14 protein-coding genes are annotated in these 21,439 nt (G+C 66.4%); 7 read left to right on the top strand and 7 right to left on the bottom strand.

Annotated features, from left to right (window positions below):
* Positions 1–60 precede the first annotated feature (60 nt).
* Positions 61–3,024 (bottom strand): TonB-dependent receptor, encoded by a 2,964-nt coding sequence (locus AC1DSO_RS20010; RefSeq protein ID WP_477070478.1) that lies wholly within the window; start codon positions 3,022–3,024, stop codon positions 61–63.
* Between the two features lie 277 nt (positions 3,025–3,301).
* Here AC1DSO_RS20010 and AC1DSO_RS20005 point away from each other — a divergent pair, with 277 nt between their 5' ends.
* A complete protein-coding gene (locus tag AC1DSO_RS20005; RefSeq protein WP_477070477.1) occupies positions 3,302–4,258 on the top strand; it encodes a LysR family transcriptional regulator in 957 nt (318 codons plus the stop codon).
* Between the two features lie 33 nt (positions 4,259–4,291).
* Here the strand turns inward: AC1DSO_RS20005 and AC1DSO_RS20000 are convergent, their stop codons facing one another.
* Entirely contained in the window at positions 4,292–4,876 is a 585-nt protein-coding gene (locus tag AC1DSO_RS20000) for a TetR/AcrR family transcriptional regulator (protein ID WP_477070476.1), read from the bottom strand.
* 104 nt (positions 4,877–4,980) lie between these two features.
* Here AC1DSO_RS20000 and AC1DSO_RS19995 point away from each other — a divergent pair, with 104 nt between their 5' ends.
* Both AC1DSO_RS19995 and AC1DSO_RS19990 read left to right on the top strand, forming a co-directional pair.
* Positions 4,981–5,796, top strand: coding sequence for an oxidoreductase (locus AC1DSO_RS19995; RefSeq protein ID WP_477070475.1), 816 nt, complete (start codon positions 4,981–4,983; stop codon positions 5,794–5,796).
* An 81-nt stretch (positions 5,797–5,877) separates the two neighbouring features.
* A complete protein-coding gene (locus AC1DSO_RS19990; RefSeq protein WP_477070474.1) occupies positions 5,878–6,879 on the top strand; it encodes an NADP-dependent oxidoreductase in 1,002 nt (333 codons plus the stop codon).
* 20 nt (positions 6,880–6,899) lie between these two features.
* Here the strand turns inward: AC1DSO_RS19990 and AC1DSO_RS19985 are convergent, their stop codons facing one another.
* Together AC1DSO_RS19985 and AC1DSO_RS19980 are read right to left on the bottom strand one after the other, a co-directional pair.
* Positions 6,900–7,421, bottom strand: coding sequence for a CC0125/CC1285 family lipoprotein (locus AC1DSO_RS19985; RefSeq protein WP_477070473.1), 522 nt, complete (start codon positions 7,419–7,421; stop codon positions 6,900–6,902).
* 11 nt (positions 7,422–7,432) lie between these two features.
* Complete coding sequence (locus AC1DSO_RS19980; RefSeq protein WP_477070484.1) at positions 7,433–8,257, bottom strand: RluA family pseudouridine synthase; 825 nt, start codon at positions 8,255–8,257, stop codon at positions 7,433–7,435.
* Positions 8,258–8,620: 363 nt separating this feature from the next.
* Between AC1DSO_RS19980 and AC1DSO_RS19975 the strand changes: the two genes are divergently transcribed.
* The 4 genes from AC1DSO_RS19975 to AC1DSO_RS19960 all read left to right on the top strand — a co-directional run bounded on the left by AC1DSO_RS19975 (position 8,621) and on the right by AC1DSO_RS19960 (position 13,277).
* Positions 8,621–9,751 carry a rhamnogalacturonan acetylesterase gene (locus AC1DSO_RS19975; protein WP_477070472.1) on the top strand — a complete coding sequence of 377 codons (1,131 nt, stop codon included), beginning with the start codon at positions 8,621–8,623 and terminating at the stop codon, positions 9,749–9,751.
* A 236-nt stretch (positions 9,752–9,987) separates the two neighbouring features.
* Complete coding sequence (locus AC1DSO_RS19970) at positions 9,988–11,019, top strand: LacI family DNA-binding transcriptional regulator (protein ID WP_477070471.1); 1,032 nt, start codon at positions 9,988–9,990, stop codon at positions 11,017–11,019.
* A 118-nt stretch (positions 11,020–11,137) separates the two neighbouring features.
* Positions 11,138–11,917, top strand: coding sequence for an IclR family transcriptional regulator (locus tag AC1DSO_RS19965; protein ID WP_477070470.1), 780 nt, complete (start codon positions 11,138–11,140; stop codon positions 11,915–11,917).
* A 55-nt stretch (positions 11,918–11,972) separates the two neighbouring features.
* The gene (locus AC1DSO_RS19960; protein ID WP_477070469.1) at positions 11,973–13,277 is read left to right on the top strand and encodes a glycoside hydrolase family 28 protein; all 1,305 of its coding nucleotides are present in this window, start codon (positions 11,973–11,975) and stop codon (positions 13,275–13,277) included.
* A 35-nt stretch (positions 13,278–13,312) separates the two neighbouring features.
* On the opposite strand, the gene AC1DSO_RS19955 is transcribed toward AC1DSO_RS19960, so the two are convergent.
* The 3 genes from AC1DSO_RS19955 to pelA all read right to left on the bottom strand — a co-directional run bounded on the left by AC1DSO_RS19955 (position 13,313) and on the right by pelA (position 20,864).
* Complete coding sequence (locus AC1DSO_RS19955; RefSeq protein WP_477070468.1) at positions 13,313–16,009, bottom strand: glycosyl hydrolase; 2,697 nt, start codon at positions 16,007–16,009, stop codon at positions 13,313–13,315.
* A gap of 55 nt (positions 16,010–16,064) precedes the next feature.
* Positions 16,065–19,385 carry a TonB-dependent receptor gene (locus AC1DSO_RS19950; RefSeq protein ID WP_477070467.1) on the bottom strand — a complete coding sequence of 1,107 codons (3,321 nt, stop codon included), beginning with the start codon at positions 19,383–19,385 and terminating at the stop codon, positions 16,065–16,067.
* A 129-nt stretch (positions 19,386–19,514) separates the two neighbouring features.
* Complete coding sequence (pelA, locus tag AC1DSO_RS19945; RefSeq protein WP_477070466.1) at positions 19,515–20,864, bottom strand: pectate lyase; 1,350 nt, start codon at positions 20,862–20,864, stop codon at positions 19,515–19,517.
* Positions 20,865–21,439: the final 575 nt, after the last annotated feature.

The following is a 21,439-nucleotide window of genomic DNA, read 5'->3' as shown; positions in this document are numbered from 1 at the left end:
CTTGGCCTGGACGTGGGAGGAAATACGCCCCTCCCCCGTCTGGATCGGAAAGGGACTGGATTAGAAGCGGGCGGTGGCGCCGACGAACATGTAGCGGCCCAGCGAGTCGTACATCCCCGCGAAGAAGGCCCCGTTCGAGGTCTGGCCGCCCGTGCTGGCGGTCAGCGGCGGATCCTTGTCGAAGGCGTTGTTGACGCCAAGCCGCACGGTGACCTTGTCGGTCACGTTCGCCGAGGCCGCGAAGTCGACATAGCTGACGCTGGGCATCTTCAGGTCGTAGGGCTGATAGACCCCGGCCAGATAGATCGACGGGCTGGACTTGTCGTTGGTCGTGCCGCCGATGTAGCGCCAGGTGGTCGACAGGTTGACGCCGCCGCGCGAGGTCCAGTCGGCGACCAGGCGGTGACGCCATTCAGGGATYGGCTGGCCGCAGGTGACGCCGAAATGGCCGTCGCAGCGATACGGGGCCAGGCCGGGCAGGATCTGGACCTCGTACCGGTTGGTCTTGGTCCCGGCGAAATTCAGGCCGAGGCGCCCCATGCTGCGGCCGAACAGCTCGGGCAGGTCATGCGAATAGCTGGCCGCGAAATCTAGGCCTCGGGTCTTCAGATAGCCGGCGTTGACGCTGGTGGTGATCACATAGCCGCTGGTCACCAGCGAGCCGGTCGCCGCGTTGCGCTTGATCAGGTCGCAGGCGATGCCGGCGTTGAGGCACTGGTTCAGCTCGATGCTGGCCGGCACCGTGGTGATCAGCTTCTTCACGTCGATGTCGAAATAGTCGACCGAGACGCTGAGGCCGGGCACGAACCGCGGCAGCAGTTGCACGCCGAACGACTTGGTGTTCGAGGTTTCCGGATCCAGGTCCGGATTGCCGCCGACCATGGCGCCGGACTGCTGGCCCGCCGCCGGGGCGATCGATCCGTACTGGGTGGCCGTCACGCCCGACAGCGCGCACTGGGCCGCCGTCGCCTTGGGCGTCGCGCCTTCGCACGGGTCGGTGATCGCCGCGGTCACGACCCGCTGCGGGCCGAACAGCTCCACGAGATTGGGAGCGCGGACGGCGCGCTGATAGCTGCCGCGCAGGCGCACGTCGCGGATCGGGGTCCACTCGCCGCCGCCCTTGTAGGCCCAGGTGTCGCCGGCGGTGCTGTAGTCGGAGTAGCGGACGCCGCCCTCGACCGACAGGCTCTTGAAGAACGGCTTGTCCTCGACCAGCGGGACGCGGATCTCGCCATAGACTTCCTTGACGTCGAACGACCCGGCGATCGGGAATTCGCCGCCCGAATTGCCGGCCACGTCGCGGCTGCTGTAGGCCGCGTCGGGCTGGAAGCTGATCTTCTCCTTGCGGTACTCGGCGCCGAGGGCCAGGCCGATCGGATAGGACGCCAGCGGGCTGGTCAGCCCCAGGTCGCCGGTCAGGGCGCCGCTGAGGATGCTCTCCTCGGTATAGCCCTTCCGGCGGACCACGTTCTGCACGTAGTTCAGCGCCGCCGAGGTGATGCCGTCGGCCTGGAACAGGTTGATCGGCACGCAGGCCGGATCGGTCCCGTTGGCCACGGATTCGCAGACCACCTGGCCGCTGGCGTTGGTCACGGCGCGCAGGGCCTTGGCGAACTTGGCCAGCGAGTAGTCGCCGGTCAGCCGCGAGGTGTAGTCGGTGCGGCCGTACTGCGCGTAGACGTCGTAGCGCCAGCGCGAGGTCAGGTCGCCGCGCAGGCCCGCCACGCCGCGATACGAGGTGTGGTCGCTGTAGTCATGGCGCGAGCCGCCCAGGGCGTTGCGCTGCGAGACGATGACGTTGGCGCTCTGGGCGTCGGTCAGGCCCACCGAGGTGCAGATCAGGTTTTTTTCCTGGGCCGAAATCAGCGGGTTGTTGCAGTTGATCTTCTCGGAGACCGTGAACACGGCGGTGGGCGACAGTTTGATGTCGGCCTCGTCGTGCATGTACATCAGCTCGCCATAGAGCTCGGCCTTGTCCGAGATCCGGTAGCGGCCGAACAGGTCGGCGTTGTAGCGCTTGTCGGGCGACTGCAGGTCGTAGGTGGCGCCATTGTTGAAGCCGTCCGAGGTGCGATAGGTCCGCAGCGTGTTGCCTTCCAGGGCATAGCTGCCCCGGGTCGCGCCCGTGGTCGGGTTGGTCAGCTGGAACTGCACGGGATAGGTGGCGCTGGACAGCGAGCAGGCATAGCCGGCCGCCGTGGCCGACAGGTTGCAGGTCGAGAAGTCGCGGTCCTTGGTGCCGACGCCGGCGATGTCCTTGTAGCTGAAGAAGCCGGTGACGTTGCCCCGGCCCTCGGCGAAGTTCTTGCCCACGGTGATCGAATAGCTCTGCTGCTCGCCGTCCAGTTCGCGACCGAACGCCGGCGTCTGGCCGGCCGCCTTGGCCGCCGAGACGATCGAACTGTGGTTGTCGTGCATGTAGACGCCGCCCTGGACGTCCAGCTGCACGCCCTCGAAGTCGCGCTTGAGCATGAAGTTGACGACCCCGGCCAGGGCGTCGGAGCCATAGACCGCCGAGGCGCCGCCGGTGACCACGTCGATGCGCTGGATCAGGGCGGCGGGGATGTTGTTGATGTCGGCCGCCTGGGCCGCCGAGCGGGCCGGGTCGCCCTGCATCAGGCGGCGCCCGTCAATCAGCACCAGGGTCCGCTGGTTGCCGAGGTTGCGCAGGTTGATGGTCGCCGTGCCGCTGGCGCCGACGGTGCCGCCGCGATTGCCGCTGCCCTGGTCGGCAAAGGCCTGGGGCAGGGTGTTGATCAGGTCCTCGACCCGCACCACGCCGCGCCGAGCGATCTCCTTGTCGCCGACCGTGCTGACCGGGCTGACGCTGGTGGCGTCGGGGCTCTTGAGGCGCGAGCCGGTGACCACGATCGCCTCGATCTGGTCCGCCGGGGCCTCTTGAGCGCTGGCCGCGCCGCCGCAGGCCAGGGCCGCCAGCACGGCGGTCGAGGCGATGCCCAGCCACGACGCCTTGGAGCGATGGCGGACAGGAACAGGATCAGGCGCGGAATCGGCGAACGACATCGAAGAACCCCCTTGGTTGTTGGCGCGCCTCGCCGACAGCCCTCCCGGCCTTTTCTCTTTATCGTTGTTCACCCCGATAAGTAGAGATGATCAAAATTCGCACTCCTTTGAGCACGACTTCGATCTTCTCTGCCTTCTATTTATACTGCTGGGTGGAAGCGCGATGAAGGCACGCTAGCGAGCCCTCTTAGAAAGGGAAATTCTTTGTATTTATCTCGCTATAGATCGCGCTTATAGCCAGCCCACAGGCGCGATCCAGCCAGTCTGGAACCCCGTCGTGCAGCCCTCTTCGACCATCACCCTGCCCCGCCCGGCCGCTCGCATCCAGGCCATCTCGCTGCGCCAGCTGCGGTTCTTCACGGCCCTGGCGGAGTCGGCCAATTTCAGCCGCGCCGCCGAGCGGATGACCGTTTCGCAGCCGGCGCTCAGCGCGGCGATCCGGCAGATCGAGGAGCATATGGGCCTGCGGCTGTTCGACCGCAGCACCCATCACGTCGCCCTGACCGAGGCCGGCGCGGCCTTCCTGCCCCACGCCCGCCGACTGCTGACGACCGCCGACAACGCCTTCGTGGACATGAACGACGCCGCTACGCGCGGCAAGGCGGTCGTGCGCATCGGCGCGATCCCCTCGGCGATCCCGGCGGCCGCCGACGCCGTGTCGCTGCTGGGCCGCACGCGCGCCGACCTCAGCCTGCACCTCAGCGACGGCAAGAGCGACGCCTTGATGACCGACCTGCGGTCCGGCGCGCTCGACCTCGTCATCGGCGTGCTGGGGCGGGTTGAGGAGGGGATCGACGCCAGCCTGATCATGGAAGACGAGATGATGCTGGCCGCGCCGGCGGACCATGCTCTCGCCGCGACGCCGTCCCTTCCCTGGAGCGCGCTGGAGGGCAGCGAGATCGTCCATTTCACCGGCGGCAGCATCGGCGAGCTGAGCTCGGCCGCCATGCGGCAGAACAACCTCTCGCCGTCCCAGCGCTTTCGTGTCGACCAGGTCGGATCGCTGTTTGGCCTGGTCGGCGCCGGCCTCGCCGTCGGTGTGATCCCTCGCCTCTATGCCCGAGGCTACGAGACCGACAAGATCAAGCTCGTCCCCCTGACCGGCCCGTCCATCCGGCGTAAGCTGATGTTGTTCCAGCGCGCCAAGCTGCGCCACGAGCACCCGAGCGCGTTCGAGCTGGGGACCGTCCTGGCCCCGGCCCTGAGCGCGATCCTCGCGCCATCGCAAACCTGACGGTCCGCTTGTCCACGAGACTCAGCCGCTAGCCTAGGCCGCGGACAAGGATGGCGTTCGCGACAGCGCTCGCGCCGCCTGCCGGCCGACGGCGAGAATGCGATCGGACATCTCGGCGTTGTCGGCGACGCGGGCCAGTTGCAGCGTGCCGATCATGGTCGCGAAGAACGCCAGCGCCATGCCCTCGGGGTCCTCGGCCTCGGGCGGCATATGGGCGGCGACCTGTTCGACCAGCGCCGTGGCGCGCGAGAAGTGGACCGCGCGCGTCTCCGGCGGCTCGCGGGCGAGCTCCGCGCCGAGGGCCGAGACCGCGCAGCCGATCCCCGGATTGTCGCGGTGTTCGGGCGAGAGATAGGTCGCGATGACTCCGTCGAGGCCCTCGGCGGCGAGGACCTCGGCCATCTGCTGGGCCTGCGTTTCCATGGCGGCGGCCAGGCTTTCGCGCACCAGTTCGGTCTTGGACTGGAAGTGCGGATAGAAGGCGCCGTTGGTCAGGCCGGCGTCCTGCATGACGCGCGCCAGCCCCGAGGCGGCGATGCCGTCGGCGCGAAACCGTTCCGAAGCCGCCTGCAGGATGCGCTGACGCGACGCGTCCCGGTGACCTTTTTCGTAGCGCATGTCCCGCCTCCAAGAATCCTATTGCATTATGAACATAATTGCACATTATGATCGTAATGCAAAGTGCAACGCCACTACGGCGCCCTTTGCCTACGGGAAGGCCCATGACCGCTCAACGCAAGAAGATCGCCCTGGTGACGGGGGCCTCCGCCGGCATCGGCCGCGCCATCGCCCAAACCCTGGCCGCCGCTGGATTCACCGTTTATGGCACGAGCCGCCGTCCCCTCGCCGATCCGCCCAAGGACGTACGCATGTTGACCTGCGACGTCACCGACGACGGGTCCGTCCAGGCGTTGATCGGCAAGATCCTGGCCGAAGCGGGCCAGATCGACCTGCTGGTCAATAACGCCGGGCTGGGCCTGATGGGCGGGGCCGAGGAAACCTCGATCCGCCAGGCCCAGGCCCTGTTCGACGTCAATCTGTTCGGCGTCATGCGGGTGATCAATGCGGTGCTGCCGTCAATGCGCGCGCGCCGCCAGGGACGCATACTCAACATCAGCTCCGTGCTCGGACTGATCCCCGCCCCCTATTCCGCCCACTACGCGGCCAGCAAGCACGCGCTGGAAGGCTATTCGGAGTCCCTCGACCACGAGGTTCGCGCCTTCAACATCCGCGTTTCGCTGATCGAGCCGGGCTATATCCGCAGCGCCTTTGATCAGAATGCCTTGCCGGCCGACTCGCCGATCGCCGTCTACGACCAGGCGCGGGCCGGTTTCCGGGCCCTGCTCGACGAGGTCATGCCGACCGCCGACCTGCCCGAAGTGGTGGCCAAGGTGGTCCGCGCCGCCGCCGTCGATCCTCAGCCGCGCCTGCGCTACCCGGCAGGTCAGCTGGCCAAGCAGATCTCGCTGCTGCGCCGGTTCGCGCCGGCCAAGGCCTTCGACAAGAGCCTGCGCAAGCAGATGCGTCTGCCCGCTTAGGCGCCCGAGTTACTCGCCCTCGCGAGCCGTCACGATCAAAGTCATTGGCCGGCGACGGCGGCGATTGGAGCACTGTCCACCATGAAGGCCTTCATCCTCGATCGATATGGCAAGAGCGCCGCTCTCCGCCTGGGTGACGCGCCCGAGCCGAAACTCGGGGAGGACGACATCCTGGTCGAGGTTTACGCGGCCGCGCTCAACCTGCTGGACTCGAAAATCCGCAATGGCGAGTTCAAGCCGATCCTGCCCTATCGTCCGCCCTTCATCCTGGGTCACGACGTGGCTGGCAAGGTCGTTCGCGTCGGCGCCAAGGTTCGCGGCTTCAAGCCGGGCGACGAGATCTATGCCCGGCCGCGAGATGGCCAGATCGGGACGTTCGCCGAGCTCATCGCCATCCATGAAGCGGACGCGGCGCTGAAGCCCCGGAATCTCAGCATGGAGGAAGCCGCCTCCATTCCCTTGGTCGGCCTGACGGCCTGGCAGGTGTTGGTCGAGCGCGCCAAGCTCCAGAAGGGTCAGAAGGTGCTGATCCAGGCGGGATCCGGCGGCGTCGGCGTCTTCGCCATCCAACTGGCCAAGCATCTCGGCGCCTCGGTCGCCACGACCACCAGCACGGCCAATGTCGGACTGGTCAAGAGCCTCGGGGCCGATGTGGTCGTCGACTACAAGAAGGACGACTTCGAGAAGGTCCTGTCCGGCTACGACGTCGTGCTCAACAGCCTGGATGGCCAGACGCTCGAGAAGTCGCTGGGCGTGCTCAAGCCCGGCGGCCAGCTGATTTCGATCTCGGGTCCGCCCGACCCTCGGTACGCCAAGGAGGCGGGCCTCAATGGGGTCCTCCAACTGGTCATGGGGTTCCTGAGCCGCGGCATCCGCAAGAAGGCCAAGGCGCGGCAGGCCAGCTACGCGTTCCTGTTCATGCGCGCCGATGGTCAGCAGCTCAGCCAAATCACCACCTTGATCGAGGCCGGGGTCATCCGGCCCGTCGTGGATCGCATCTTCCCGTTCCAGGCGCTCAACGAGGCGATGGCCTATGTCGAGTCCGGGCGGGCCAGGGGCAAGGTCGTCCTCAAGGTGAAATGACCGCGTGGCGGGCCCTTAGCCTAGGTCCGCTGCCGTCCGTACCCTACGTTCTTGACCACCTCATGCGCGTCATAGGCGTCGCGGTCCTTGGGAACCGATCCCTTGCCGAACACCACCTCGATCGAGCGGGAATAGGCCGGACCCGGGCCGAGGTTGAAGCTGGTGCCGACGCCCAGTCCGACGCCGGTATGGCGGCCGAAACTGGCCGAGCCGCCGCCGACGGACATCCGGGGACCGCGATCGTAGCCGCTGGCCGTGGTCGCGCGGTCGGCGATCCGGAACCAGTCGTAGCCGTCCCGCAAGGCCAGCTCGGCCGCGCGCAGCAGGGCGTAGTCGGCGACCTGGGCCTCCGGCGCGCCGGGGCCGCCCTGGAAGGTGACGCGATAGCGCCCGGCTTCCAGGCGATATTCGGAATAGCCGACGTCGTTGGGGGCGCCTTGCTGGGCGCGATAGACGGTCGGGGCGGTGGCGCAGCCGGCCAGCAACAGGCCCGAAAGGCCGATGGCGACGATGGGGGCGATCAGGGATTTGGCGATCTTCATGGCGTGCCTCTTCAGACCTGTTCAACGGCCTCGGAACCGGGCTGTTCCGGAACCGGCAGGTCCAAGGCCTTGAGCATCATCACGAAATCGGTCGGAAGCGGGGCCATGACCTTGCGCTCGCCGCCCAGCGGGTGCGGGAAGGTCAGGCGGGCGGCGTGCAGCATCAGGCGCGGCACGGCCACGCCGCCCAGCATCAGCGCCCCGCCATAGCGGCTGTCGCCGGCCAGCGGCCGACCAATCGAAGCCATATGAACTCGCAGCTGGTGCATGCGGCCGGTGTCGGGCGACAGCTCGACCAGCGCCGCCGTGGCGTTGTGGGCCAGGGTGCGATAGCGGCTGCGGGCGGTCTCGGCGTCCGGATGGTCGGGCGCGCAGACCCGCATATAGGCCTCGCGGCCGATCGACTCCCGGCGCAGCGGGCTGTCGATCATGCCGCCCTTCGGCTCGGGTGCGCCCGGCGCGACAATGGCCAGGTAGCTTTTGCGGAACCGCTTGGCCATCAAGGCCTCGCCCAGGAAGGCCGCGCCCGGCTTGGTCTTGGCTGTCAGGATTACACCGGAGGTGTCGCGGTCCAGGCGGTGGATCAGCCGAGGCCGGGACCGGCCCGGCCGCGCGAACGCCCACAGCAGGTCGTCCAGCGTATGGGCCTTGATCCGGCCGCCCTGGCTGGAGAGGCCCGCCGGCTTGTCCAGCACAATGATCGCCTCATCCTCGTACAGCACCCAAGACCGCGCCTGCTCGATCTCGTCGGGCGTCAGGTCGATAGGGGTGTCAGAGGCCTTGGGTTTCGGCTGGGCGGGAGGACGGCGCGTCTTCCCGGAAGGCGGTCTATTCAGCGGAGTGCTCACGATGAGGGGCTTGGCGTTCGTCGAGCTCGCGCTTGAGGAACTCCCCTAAACGCCAACAGCGATCCAGATCGGCCTTAGGTGTAAAGCATCACGTCGAACGGCGTCATGACTTTTCTCCGTGAGACGCAATGGGCCGTGGAGACCCACGCGAGCGCCGCCCTTGGCGCGGTCCCCAGAACCTGACATTCGGTGGACGGGTTCTATCGCCCGTGAGAATCGATCGAACAGATGCTTGCCGCCGGACCGCTCCTGCTCGCCGCGCTCTTGGCGGCCGCGCCCCAAACCCCATCACCCCGTCTCGATGTCGCCTTTGGAACCGATCCTGCGCCCCGTCACGCCAGCTCGGGGGCCGTGGCCTATTCGGCTCAGACGGGCTTTGGGGTCGAGGGCGCGATGCCCGTCGTCGAGTCCCATAGCGCCGGCAAGACTCCCTTCCTCTTCTCGGTCGCGGTCCCCGAGGGCAACTACAAGGTGACGGTCACATTCGGCGGCGACACGGCCTCGGACACCACCGTCAAGGTCGAGCTGAGACGTCTGATGCTCGAACGGATCGCGGTTCGGGCGGGCCGATCTGCGACGAGAACCTTCATCGTCAATATTCGTACGCCGGCCTATCCCGGCGGCGCGGTGAAACTGAAGCCGCGCGAGGCCGTGCAGGAGGCGCGGGCCTGGGACGATCGTCTGACGCTCGAGTTCGACGGGACGCCGGCGGTGCGGGCTTTGAAGATCGAGCCGGTGGACGTGCCGACGATCTATGTCCTGGGCGACTCGACGGTGGCGGATCAACCGGGCGAGCCCTACGCGTCCTGGGGCCAGATGCTGCCGCGCTTCTTCAAGCCGTCGGTGGCGGTCGCCAACCACGCCGAGTCGGGCGAGTCCACCTTCTCGGCGGTCATCGCCAACCGGTTCGAGAAGATCGCCGCGCAGATCCGGCCCGGCGACTATTTCCTCGTCCAGTTCGGTCACAACGATCAGAAGTCCAAAGACCCCGACGCGCAGCAGAAGTTCAAGGCCAACTTGGTGGCGTGGGCGCAGCGGGTAAAGGCCAAGGGCGCCACGCCGGTGATCGTGACCCCGATGTTCCGCAACAGATTCGACGGCGATCAGGCGGTGGACACCGCGGGCCCATTTCCGCAGCTGGCGCGCGAGGCCGCCGCAGAATCGGGCGCGCTGCTGATCGATCTCCACGCCCAGAGCAAGGCGCTCTACGAGGCCATGGGCCCGACGAGCGTCGACGCCCTCTTCATGCACAACGCCGACTTCTCCGTGAAGGACGGCTCGCATCACGGGCCCTATGGCGCCTACGAGCTGGCCAAGATCGTTGTCCAGGGCCTGCGCGACGCCAAGGCTCCGATCGCCCGCGCCATCGTGGATGATCTGCCGCCCTACGATCCCCGCGAGCCCATGCGGGAAAGTGCGTTCAAGGTCCCACGCAGTATTATCGCGGCCGAGGAACGCCCGCTGGGCGTCAATCAGCCCTAGGGACCTCGCCGACCCGACAATCCTGGCGCGTTCGCAATATCTCGGCTCGCAAGAAGGTCGACGCCATCTCTCGATCCGTAGCCATCGCCTAAACCATACGTTGCCGAACTCAAGTCAAGGTTCGGAACTCGGTCATTCATCGTACTTATGGACCTTCACCGTTACTTGGCGCAGAACGGTGCGACGTCGATGCCACCTTGGTGTCCTACGGTGGGCTGGAGTGGAGTCGGAACGACATGGAGGGAGGCAAACGCCAACCACCTCGGCTGAGCGACATCGCGTCGCGCCTTGGGCTCAGCAAGGCGGCCATTTCGAAGGCGTTGCGGGACTCCCCCGATATTTCGCCATCGACGCGCGAACGCGTGAAGCTGGCGGCCCACGAGATGGGCTATCTGCCCAACTTTCTCGCCCGGTCGCTGACGACGGGATCCAAGGTCTTCGGGGTGGTTATCCCCAAGGTCCAGCACACCTTCTTCGCCGCGGTGCTGGCGGGCATCAACAGCGCGGTGGCCGCGCGCGATTTCGAGATGGTGCTGGGGATCTCCGGAGAAGATCCGATCGTCGAGCGCCGGCACGTCGAAACCTTCCTGTCCATGCGCGCCGCCGCTCTTCTGATCTCGGTGACGGAACACACCCGGGCGCTGGACGAGCAGCTGTGTCGGTCGGCGGCCGACAATGGCGTCCCCATTGTCTTCTTCGACCGCGTGCCGACCAACACTGGCGGCGTGAAGCGCGTGGTGATGGACGACTTTGGCGGCGCGAAGGCCGCGGTCGCCGCCAGCATCGCCCACGGCTATCGGCGCGTCGCTCACCTAGCGGGTTCGAGCGTGACCAACATCGGCCGCGACCGGCGCGCCGGCTACGAGGCGGCGCTGCGGGAAGCCGGTATCGCGCCGCGCAACGAGTGGATCATCGAAAGTCGTTTCGACGAGCAGGCGGGGTTCGACGGCTTTCAGAAGCTGTGGGCGCAGTCGGAACGACCTGACGCCCTGTTCTGCGCCTCGTTCCCCGTGGCGTTGGGCGCGATCCACGCCCTGAAGGTCCACGCGCCCGAGCACCTGAACAAGATCGTCATCATCTTCTTCGGTCTGGGCGACATCGTCCATCTGCTGGACATCCAATATATCTGCGTCGTTCAGCCCGCCGTCGAAATGGGCCGGGCGGCCGCGGACATGGCCTTCACGGCGCTGGCGGACACTCAAGGCGCGACGGAGCAGATCCTGGATCTGGAGATCGTCTGCGCCGTCAAGCCGCGCACCGCGACCTAGCTCCCCCTCGAAGAATTGACGCAATCGAGTTAACCGGTTAAGTCAAAATCATCAGGTCATCAGACAACAGTAACGATCGGCGGCTTCGGCGCACGATCGCGGACAGCTTCCGGTTTCCATGCAAGTTGCGATCGCCCCGCCTGCCGTCGACCCGGTCCCAGAGGTTTCCGCGCCCGTCGAGGCGGCCGGCAAGCCGGAGCGGTCCAGCCAGACCCTCACGCGGGCCTTGGATATTCTGGACGCCGTTCGCGGCGGTCCGATCAGCCTGCCCGACCTCGAGCGCCAGCTCGGGCTGAGCCGCAGCACGGTCCATCGCCTGGCTACTGCCCTGGTCGAACGCCGACTTCTGAGCCATGACCATCGGAAAGGCTATCGGCTTGGGGCAAGGCTCATGGATCTGGGCTTCCTGGCGCACGAGGCGACCGATCTGGCGACCGTGGCGCAGCCGACGCTGGACGCCATCAGCCAGCGCACGGACGACGCCACCAATCTCGCCATCCGCGATGGTGACGACGTGGTCTATATCGCCCGGTCCGCCAGCCGCCGGCGTGTCGTGGTTCGCCATCGGATCGGCGATCGCAACCGCGTCGCGGACACGGCCCTGGGCCGCGCGCTGCTGCTGGACGCGCCTGCGGACGTGTGGGCCGAATACTTCCCGCTCGAGGAACTGAAGCCCGCGATCGAAGACCGCTTCACCCGACACGTCGATGCGGACGGTGATCGCATATGCTGCATCGCCTCGCCCATTCGAGACGCCAGCGGCGCGATCGTCGCCGCCCTGAGCCTTTCCAGCATTCCGCAGTACATGACTCCGGAGCGCTTGGAACAAGCCGGCCGATACGTCATCGAAGGCGCCGACACGATCAGCCGCCAGCTTGGCTGGGGCTGGAAGATCTGACCTGTGCCGGAGCGCCGATCGGTCGCTCTCGAGCTTTCTGATTGGACGCCAAGCCATGTCTCTCCATCGCCGAACGCGCCGTTGGGTCACCGCTTCGCTGATCGCCGCGCCGTTGTTGACCGTCCGCGCCCAGGCCTCCACCAAGCGCACGCGGTCGGCGTCGATCATCGTTTTTGGCGCGAAGGCCGATGGGGCCACCCTGAACACTCAGGCGATCCAGTCGGCAATCGATCATCTCGCGGCGCGGGGCGGCGGCACGGTGACGGCGCCCGCTGGCGTCTTCGTCAGCGGCGCGCTGTTCTTCAAGCCCGGGGTCAATCTGCATCTCGCCAAGGGCGCGGTGCTGAAGTGCACGACCGACATGGCGAACTTCCCCCGCCAGCGCACGCGCATCGAGGGGCATTTCGAGGCGAGCTTCACGCCGGCCTTGATCAATGTCGACGGCTGTGACGGCTTCTCCTTGACCGGCGAAGGTGTCCTCGACGGCTCGGGCCGCCCGATCTGGGACCTGTTCTGGAAGCTGCGCGCCGCCGCGCCCGATCCGTCCAACTTCCCCAATGTGGGACTTGATCGCGCTCGGCTGGCGCTGATCCAGAACTCCAAGCGCGTGACCATCGACGGAGTGACGTTCAAGGACTCCCAGTTCTGGAACCTGCATCTCTACAAGTGCCAGGACGTGCTGGTTCGCAATGCCCGCTTCGAGGTTCCCGACGACGTCAAGCAGGCCCCGAGCACCGATGGCGTCGACCTCGACAGCTGCCAGCGCGTGACCATCGACGGCTGCTATTTCTCGGTGACCGACGATTGCATCGCCGCCAAGGGCTCGAAGGGTCCCTTGGCGCTCGAGGATAAGGACAGCCCGCCGGTCGAGCACATACGCGTCCGCAACTGCCACTTCCGGCGGGGCCATCAGGCCTTCTCCTGCGGCAGCGAAGCGACGATCGTGCGCGACGTGGTCATCGAGAACAGCCGCGTCACCGGCCAGATGAACTTCCTGATGCTGAAGTTGCGACCCGACACCCCGCAGCTCTACGAGGACATCCACGTGCGCGGCGTCACGTTCGACAACGCCGCCGGTCGGATCGTCTTCATCGCCCCCTGGTCGCAGTACAAGGATCTGAAGGGCCATGCGCCGCCGCGGTCGACCGTGCGCGACGTGACGTTCTCGGGCCTGAAGGGACGGTTCGGATCGTTCGGCTCGATCCGCCCCAACCCCGGACAGACCACGATCCGTGACCTCCGGTTCAAGGACATCGATCTCCAGCTGGCGCAAGGCGCGTTGGAGGCCTCGGGCGTCACGGGACTGACCTTCGACAAGGTCGTGGTCAACGGCCAGCCGGCGATCGCGCCGCTTCCCTAACCTGTCGTGTCGCCCGGCCTTCGAGACACCCGTCTCTAGGCTGGGCCGAACCGAAGTGTCGGCGCGTTGAGCAAGCCCGAGGGCAGCGGCGTCAGCTCGCTCATGTTCTGCGGCTGGAAGCGATCGCCATAGGCGGCGCGCAGGGCCGTGTAGTCCGTAGGCGGACGGCCAGCCAGGCTGTTGATCGCGGTGTTGTAGACGCGGATCTCCAGCCGGTTGCGGCCGGGCTTCAGGAGGGGCTTCAGGTCCAGCCGGAACGGCGCGCACCAGATGGCGCCGGCGCGTTGGCCGTTGACGAACACCTCGGCCGCGTCTCGGACCGGCGCGTCGTACTGAGCGTAGTAGCCGGGTCCCTTGCGCTCGTTCGCGACGCCCGAGGCGCCCTGACCAAGATCGAGGACGATCGCGGGCGAAGCCAAATCCACCGCCGTCAGATCCAGGTCGCGGCTGTAGGTTCCTTGGCCGGAATAGTGCCGCATCGACGGATCGTCCGTCCACGAGCCGAAGGCCCGCACCGGGACCTCGCGCCGCCTGTCCCCCAGCTTCAAACGCCAGCCGCCGGACAGGGGCAGCTCGCGCTCCGTCCTGGACGCTTGGCGCGGAGCGCTCGACGTGACGAGGTCACGACCGAAGACAAAGACCCGCGACTCGAACGGCGCGAGGCGGATCGGATCGCCCGCTTGGAAACCGTCGATCGCGCCCGTCACCGGATCCCAGGCCTGCCCGGCCTGATCGGAGGCGGCGAAGATAAATGGCGCGGTGATCGGGGCGTTGGTGGTGTTGGCGACGAAATAGAGGTCCCCGCCCGCCAGGCGGCGGTGGACATAGCCGACGCCCTTGGGCGCGCTGGCCAGGTCGGGCGGCAGGAAACTTCCAAGCGTACGGACCAGCCCGACTTCATCGGTGACGACCGCGCTTTTGACCTTTCCGCCAAACAGTGACGCCGATAGGTCCGCCACGCGTCGGCTCAGGGCTTCGGCGTCCCTCAGGCCCGGGGCCTGGGACGGCGGCGCGCCGACCGAAACGACAACACCGCCGCCGGCCGCGAAGGCGCGGATACGGTCGTAGACGTCCGGCGCGATCCGCTCGATATGCGGCAGCAGCAGGACCTTGTAGCGGACGCCCCGACGCAGCACCGCGTCGCCGTCGATCAGGTCGAAGTTGTAGCCGCCGTCGAGCAGGCCATCGAGAATGGCGGCCGGGAAGGTCTTGCGCAGCTCGTCGTTGATCGAAACGTCCTTGCCGGGCCTGGCGCCCGACATGATGTCCTCGGTGGGTATGTAGAGAGCGACGTCGGCGACGTTCTCGCCCTGGCGCAGCAGATGGCTGAGGCGCTGAAGGTACAGGTTCACGTCCCGCATCACCGGCCACCAAGGATTGTGGTCGTTAAACACGGCGGCGGCGTAGAGGGCCCAGCCGGGCTTGGGAACCTTGGGCGGCGAATAGGGCCAACCGTGGACGATGAACTGGTTGACGCCCTGCAGCATCAGCACGTCGGCCTCGGCCTTGATGTCGAGCGGCGTGGCCCGGAAGGCGCCCTTGTGCAGCCAGGTGAAGCTCTCCGCCGAGGTCACCGTCCGGCCGTACAGGTGGTTGGCCGAGCTGGCCCAGCGGGTCGAGGTCGCCAGACGCCAGTCGGCCCCCTCCCCCTCGGCCAGGTCGACCAGGCGGTTGGACGACAGGGTCACGGCCGGGATGCCGTAGGTTTGCGACCGGAACAGGGTCTGGCGAGTCTTGGCCCAGGCGCTCACCTGGGACAGGTAGCGCTCGTTGACCAGCTCCGAGAGGGTCAGGCCCCAGTCGTAGCGGACACCGGCGGAGCGCTCGGCGTCGTGGAACAGGCTCAGCAGATGCGGCGCCAGATCATAGCCGCGACGCACCTTGAACTCGGCTAGCAGATCGTCGGTCCAGTTGGCGCCGTAGACCTCGAGGCTGTCGCTGAAGATCGCGTGGGGACGAGCGTCGCCAAACGCCGCCAGCAGCGGCTCGCCCACGGTGTCGAGGTGCTTTCGGACGGCCCGGGCGCTCAGGTGGTCAAGCACGAAGCCCTCGGAACCGACCGTGGAGCGCTTGACCTGCTGGCGGGTGCGGGCCTGGAGGATCAGGTAGAGCGTCCGATCCGCCGAGTCCTTGGCGAACACCGCGCGCGATCCGGTGATTTCGACAGTCTTGGCGTCGGCGGGCGAGACACCGACGAAGGCGGCGACATAGCGCTGGCCGGGCTGGAGCGCCGGCAGCTCGACCGCCTCGACCCCGGCGGGCGCGGGCAGATCCTGCTTGATGACGCGCGAGGCGGCGTCCTCGGGCCCGATGTGCGGGCCGCCGAAGGGCCAGCCGGAGCCCAGGGTCAGGTCGGCCCGCATCCCCTCCTCGCGCCCCGTCCGGGCCGCGACCGAGACCATGTCGAGGAAGTCCTTCGACAGGTACGGCTTGTTGCGGATGCCGAGCTTGGGATCGTCCAGCGACAGCGGATAGACGGGCTGGATCTCGAACCCGCCAAAGCCGCCGGCCTTCATCGCCTGGATCTCGCGGACGATCTCGTCGGCCTCGACCGCGCCGCCGAACCACCACCAGCGGGCCATGGGTCGAGCGTCGGCGGGCGGCTGGACGAACCCGGCGGCCAGTTGCACCAGCCCCGGCCAATYCGCCGCCCCTKCGGGCATGGCGGTCAGCAGGCCCAGCGCGCTGGCGCCGAGCAGGACTCCGCGGCGTGACGCCCCTGTTGCCCGCATGGTCGCTCGTACTCCAAGGGCCCGGCCCAGATGAGGCCGGACCCCTCCGATCAGCTTAGAACGTGGCGATCAGGCCGACATAGTAGCGGCGGCCCATATAGGTGGTGTCGAAGACATAGGGCGTGCCGTTGCCGATGTTGCGGTACTCATCCGGCGTGAAGCGCGAGAGGCTGTCGTCGAGCAGGTTCTTGCCCTCGGCGAACAGCTGGATCCGCTTGGTCACCTTGTACGAGGCGCGCGCGTCCAGCGACTTGGTGCCGATCTTGAAGATCGGCGTGACCATTTTGAAGTAGGACGTCGTGGTCCCGCCACTGATGGCCGGCACGCGGTTGAGGCCCGCCGATTCCGTGCGGTCGTAGTAGAGGTCGCGGCGCTGATAGGCCACGCGCGCGTTCAGGCGGCCGTCGTCGTACCAGAGGTTCAGGTTGTAGGTGAAGTCGGACTGCTTGGACGGCGGCAGGGCCTTGCCCGTAATCAGGTCGATCTGGGTATTGGTCTCGTTCGATTTGTTCCGAGCGTAGTTGAAGCCAGCGCCGGTGTACTTCAAGCGCCAGGGCAGGAAGGTGAAGGCGGTCCGACCGGCCACCTCGAACCCCTTCTGCTTCAGGCCGCTGGGGCCGTCCTTGAAAGTGGTGACGCTGTAGAGCTCGCCGTCGATCTCGTAGTCGTTGATGTTCGTGGTGTCCGGATAGCCCGACTTCACGTCGATCGCGAAGAGACCCACGCTCAGCTGGGTGTCGCGGTTCGGATACCATTCCGCCGACAGGTTCTGGGTCGTGGCGGCATAGCCCTTCAGCTCCGGATTGCCGATTTTGCTCGTGCAGTTATTGACCGCGTCGCCCCGGATCAGGCCGGCCGAGTCCTCGTCATTCGTGCTCGGATCGTTGAACTGGCTGGGATACTGGCTGATCAGCTTTTCGATGGCCGCGCGGGTCGTCGCGTCCATCTTGCTGCAGGTCGCCGCCGAGTTGCCGGTCAGTTCCGTCATTTTTGGCCGCGCCCGCTGCTTGGCGATCGAGTAGCGCACCACGAACTGATCCTCGATCGGCCACAGCGCCAGGTTTAAGCTGGGCAGGAAATCGGTGGACTTCCGGTTGATGTCTTTCACCTGCCGCGAGACGAAGGTGCTGGTGATCACCTTATTCGGATCGACGGTCCGGCCGGCGTTGAGGTCCGCCAGGATCGCCGGGTCGATCGTCAGGTTGTTGATGACGATCGACGGCTGGGCCGTCACCTCGATCTGCTGGTAGCGCACCCCGAAGTTGCCCATCAGCGGCATCCCGGCCAAGCGCGTCTCGAAGTCCATCATGGCGTAGGCCGAGGTGGTCTTCTCGTTGGTCGAGTACGACGGGCGCTTGTAGGTCTTCCCGTCCGAGGCCAGGCAGCTGTAGAGGCAGTCGGGATTGTGGCGGCTAAGGTCGGCGTACTGCCCCAGCTCCTTGAAGAAGGTCTGGAAGTCGTAGGCCGACCAGGTGTCCAGCAGGTTGCCGCGCCCCGGCAGGCCGCCGAAGAACTGCCCGCCCGGAACGTCTTGCAGGCTGTTCTTGATCAGCGACTGATATTGGTCCTGGGTGAGGGTGTAGGTGCGGTACTGCTGATCCTTGACCGTCGTACTGGGACGATTGGCCGTGCCGAACACGCAGGGCGCCGAGGCGGGGGCCGCGGACGGGACGCAGTATTGGACGAGATCCAGCGCCCGCGCACGATACAGGGTCACGCCCGGCGAGAGGTCGAAACTGTCCTCCCGCCGGGTGTTGTTGTCATGGTCCCGGTGCTGAAGGCCGAACTTGATGTCCTGGACGGGACCGAAGTGGTCGAACTCCCGCGTGACGTCGACCTGGTAGTTCAGCTCCGAGCTCTTGTCCGCGAACGGGGTGTATTCCAGCTGCGAGGTGGCGCTCAGGCCATTGGCGCCCAGGACGGGATAGTAGGCGGCGGGACTGGTCAGATCGACCGACGAGGGGACCGACATGGTCCACAGGCCGTTCTGCGGCACCATCTTGAACGTCGCTGACGGGATCGAGGCGACGAAGCTGAAGGCCTCGTCCTCACGCGTACCCTTGGCCAGACCGTATTGCGCGCGGGCCTTGACGATCCACTTGCCCCTGTTGAAGTCCGCGCCGGCCTGCAGGTAGTGCTGCTGGTCGCGCCGCTCGGTATAGCGGTCCTGCGAGGTCCAGTTCAGGGTCGTCGAGCCGTTGCCCCGGATCAGGTCGTATTGCGTCACATAGTGGTTCGGATTGACCACGACGTTGCGCATGCTGGTCGTCAGGACGCCAGCCGTGCTGGTCGTCCCCGTGGGGCTGGCGACGCTGAGATTGAAGGAGTCGGAGTTCTGATAGTTGAGGTTGGGGTTGTACGAGGCGAAGACGACCAGGTCGTCATTGACCCGGAAGTCGGCCCGGAATTGCGCCGAATAACGCTTGTCGATCCGGACGCCCCGGCTGAAACGCACTAGCGACGGGACGAGGTCCTCGAACTGCGCGTAGCAGTTCAGGCGCGAGTCTGTCTGAGTGCCCGTCGGCGCTGGCAAGGTCGCGCAGCCGGCCTTGCTGGTGATGGCCGCCGCGATCGGATCGTACGGGGTGGTGAAGGTCTTCGACGGAGAGTTGTCGTGGTCGCCCAGCGGAATGTAGCCGGCCTGTTTGTCCGAGACCCGCGCGGTGTCGATGACCGTGCGCGCGTCGTCATAGGTGAAGTTGACGAGGATCCCGAGGCGATCGTCGAAGAACTTACGGGTGGCGAAGGCGCTGATGCGCGGTGACCACTTCTTTTCCAGCGAGTTGTTCTGATACTGGACGTTCAGCTTGACCAASGGCTTGGAAAAATCCAGGCCGCTGCGCTGTTCGATCTTCACCGTGCCGCCGACGCCGCCGGGCGTCATGTCGGCGGTTTGGCCCTTGATCACGTCCACGCTCTTGATCAGGTCCGACGACATGTCGCCGAGGCCAGTGACGGCCCGGCCGCCTTGATCGCTTGTTGAAAGCATCGACATGCCGTCGACCTCGACGCGCACCAGATCCGCGCCCTGGCCGCGGATGGAGAAGCCGCCCTGCTGGCCATCGTCGGCGATATCCAGCGCGACGCCGGCGATACGGGCGACGGCTTCGCCGACGTTCTTGTCGGGGAAGTTGCCGATGTCGTCCGCGACGATCGAGTCCTGGTTCGTCGCCGCGCGTTTCTTGCGCTGGATCGCCGACTGCTCGGCCTTGCGCGCGCCGACCACGACGATCTCTTCGACCTGCGCGGTGGCGGTCGGTTCGGCGCTGGCGCTCTGAGCGCGAACGGCGCTCGCGGCCCCGGCGGCCAGCGCGAGGATCGACGCGCCGACCATCAGCCGCATGGCGACCGCATCTTTAGTGTTCGAAATTTTCATGGTTCCCTGCCCCGGTATTTCCAGCCCTAGTCTTTTGTCTTTTCTCAGCCCGCCCTCGCTCATGTGAGGGTTGGCTCGCGGGCGGCTGATTGTTTTTGTCTTAGCCAGCCCGCGTATGTCGTCGTTCTTTTAAGGGTTGGCCGGCGCCCATTGTGCATAGGCGTCCACCGCCTTTTGCGGGCCGGCCGAATACCAGGAGTATCCGTTGCGGCGCCCCTTGGAGATCTCATTCACGTCGTCGTGGATGGTCTTGCCCCAGTCGCCGAAGATCGGCTGACCGGTGCGAATGTCGTAATTGCGCGACCAAATCGGGCCCGCGCCGGGCTGATCGATCAGCTTGCGGCCTTCGTCCTCGCTGGCCTTGGTGAAGGCCTTGCCGTAGACGGCGTGAGCCTTGAGCCAGGCCACCCCGGCATGGACCGCGCCCTTCACTTCGGGCGTCGGCTTCGGCTGGCGCATCAGGAACAGCAGGATGTCGGTGCTCTCGGCGCTGGCCAGCGAGCGCATCTCATAGTCGCGCGCAGAGCTCGGCTTCAGCGTCAACGGATCGACCTGCTGCGGCCAGACGGTCTTCTTGCCGTCGACGACGACCTGGGCGTCGAGGATCGGCCGGATGGCCCGGGCCGACGCCGCGCCGGCCATCTTGCGCAAGGCCGGCGGCGCGAAGGCGAAGCCTTCCTTGGCTTCGGCGACATCCTCCAGGATCATCGCCGCCTCGGCCACGGCGTTGTCGTTGAACGTCACCGCGTCATGGAAGCCGCCTTCGATCGGATAGATCTGCGGCCAGCCGCCGTTGGGATACCGGGCGGCCAAGAGGTAGTTGACGCCCTTGATGATGCTGGCGCGGTAGGCGTCGCCGTCCTTGCCGGGCAATTGCTGCTGCACCTTGGCCAGGAACCGCATCTCGGTGGTGGTCGCGCCGTTGTCGAGCGTGCCCACGAAGGTCCAGAACCGGTCGACCGGCGCATCGAAACTGTCGTCGAGCGCCATATGCTCGGCGTTGTTGGCGAACCGCTGGCCCTTCAGGCGCGGCGCCTTGGTGCGATCCTGGTTCTTGCTCCACCCGCCGGCTGGGGTCTGGAAGCTGACGATGGTGTCGGCGATGGCGCGCGCTTCCGGACTGGCGTACCAGGCCGCGTCCTTGTCGAGCGGCATGTGGCCGCTGCCGGCCTCGGGCGGCGGCGGCGGCGTCTGTCCTGGTGCGAGTTCGGCCGCCAGAGCCGCGCGATCCCGCTGCATCTGGGCTTGCGAGCGCTTGATGTAATCGGCCCAGGCCGCGCGCCGCGACGCCGGCAGCTCCGAAAGCCGCTCGATCGTCAATGAGCGGGCGGGCTCGTTCTTTCCGATCACCGCGGCATGGACGAAACCCGGCGCCAGCGCCAGCGCGATCACGCCCGACAGCACCGTCCAACGTGCAAGTCGAGCGCGGTCGACGATTACATTGGCGACCTCGCCAATTGGATCGTTCTTCTTCGTCACTTCCTACCCCATCGAATCTGTTCGCGAATTACGCTCGCAAACACTGATCGAAGCTGCCGCTGATCGCCCCTACGCGGTAGGCGTCTCGAGGCCTTCACAGGACACCCAGCCTCGGCCACGCCGTCGCCGACCTAACTATTTGAGGGCACAGAACCGATTTGTCCCGCACAAGTCAACCGGTTAAGGTGCGGCACTCCGCAAGTTTGGTTTCACCAATTTTTATATATGAACGAGCGTTCCGTGATAATTCTGCCGGGACATCTGACAAGAAAGCTGTTTATTTACAACGCATAACGAGCCGCCCCAGCTTGACCCGGCGGGTTCCATTAAACCCTCAATTGGTCATGTTGATTTTCTCAAGAGGCCGAGGTCAATTTCGACCGCGAGCGCCCTGGCCTAACCACTCGCGCGCCAACAGCGCCGAGGCGCGCGCCCTTGTCGGAAGGCGTGAACTGCGGGGCGGCGCCCGCAAACGTCCCACAATTTGGGAAGCTTCAGTGAATGATAACGCTGTCATTCAGTATTCCGCTCGGCGCGAACCGATTTCACGAAGCTTTGGCGTGAACCGACAGCGC

Source organism: Caulobacter sp. P4_E5, from assembly GCF_056401555.1.
This window is presented reverse-complemented; position numbering and strand designations above follow the sequence as displayed.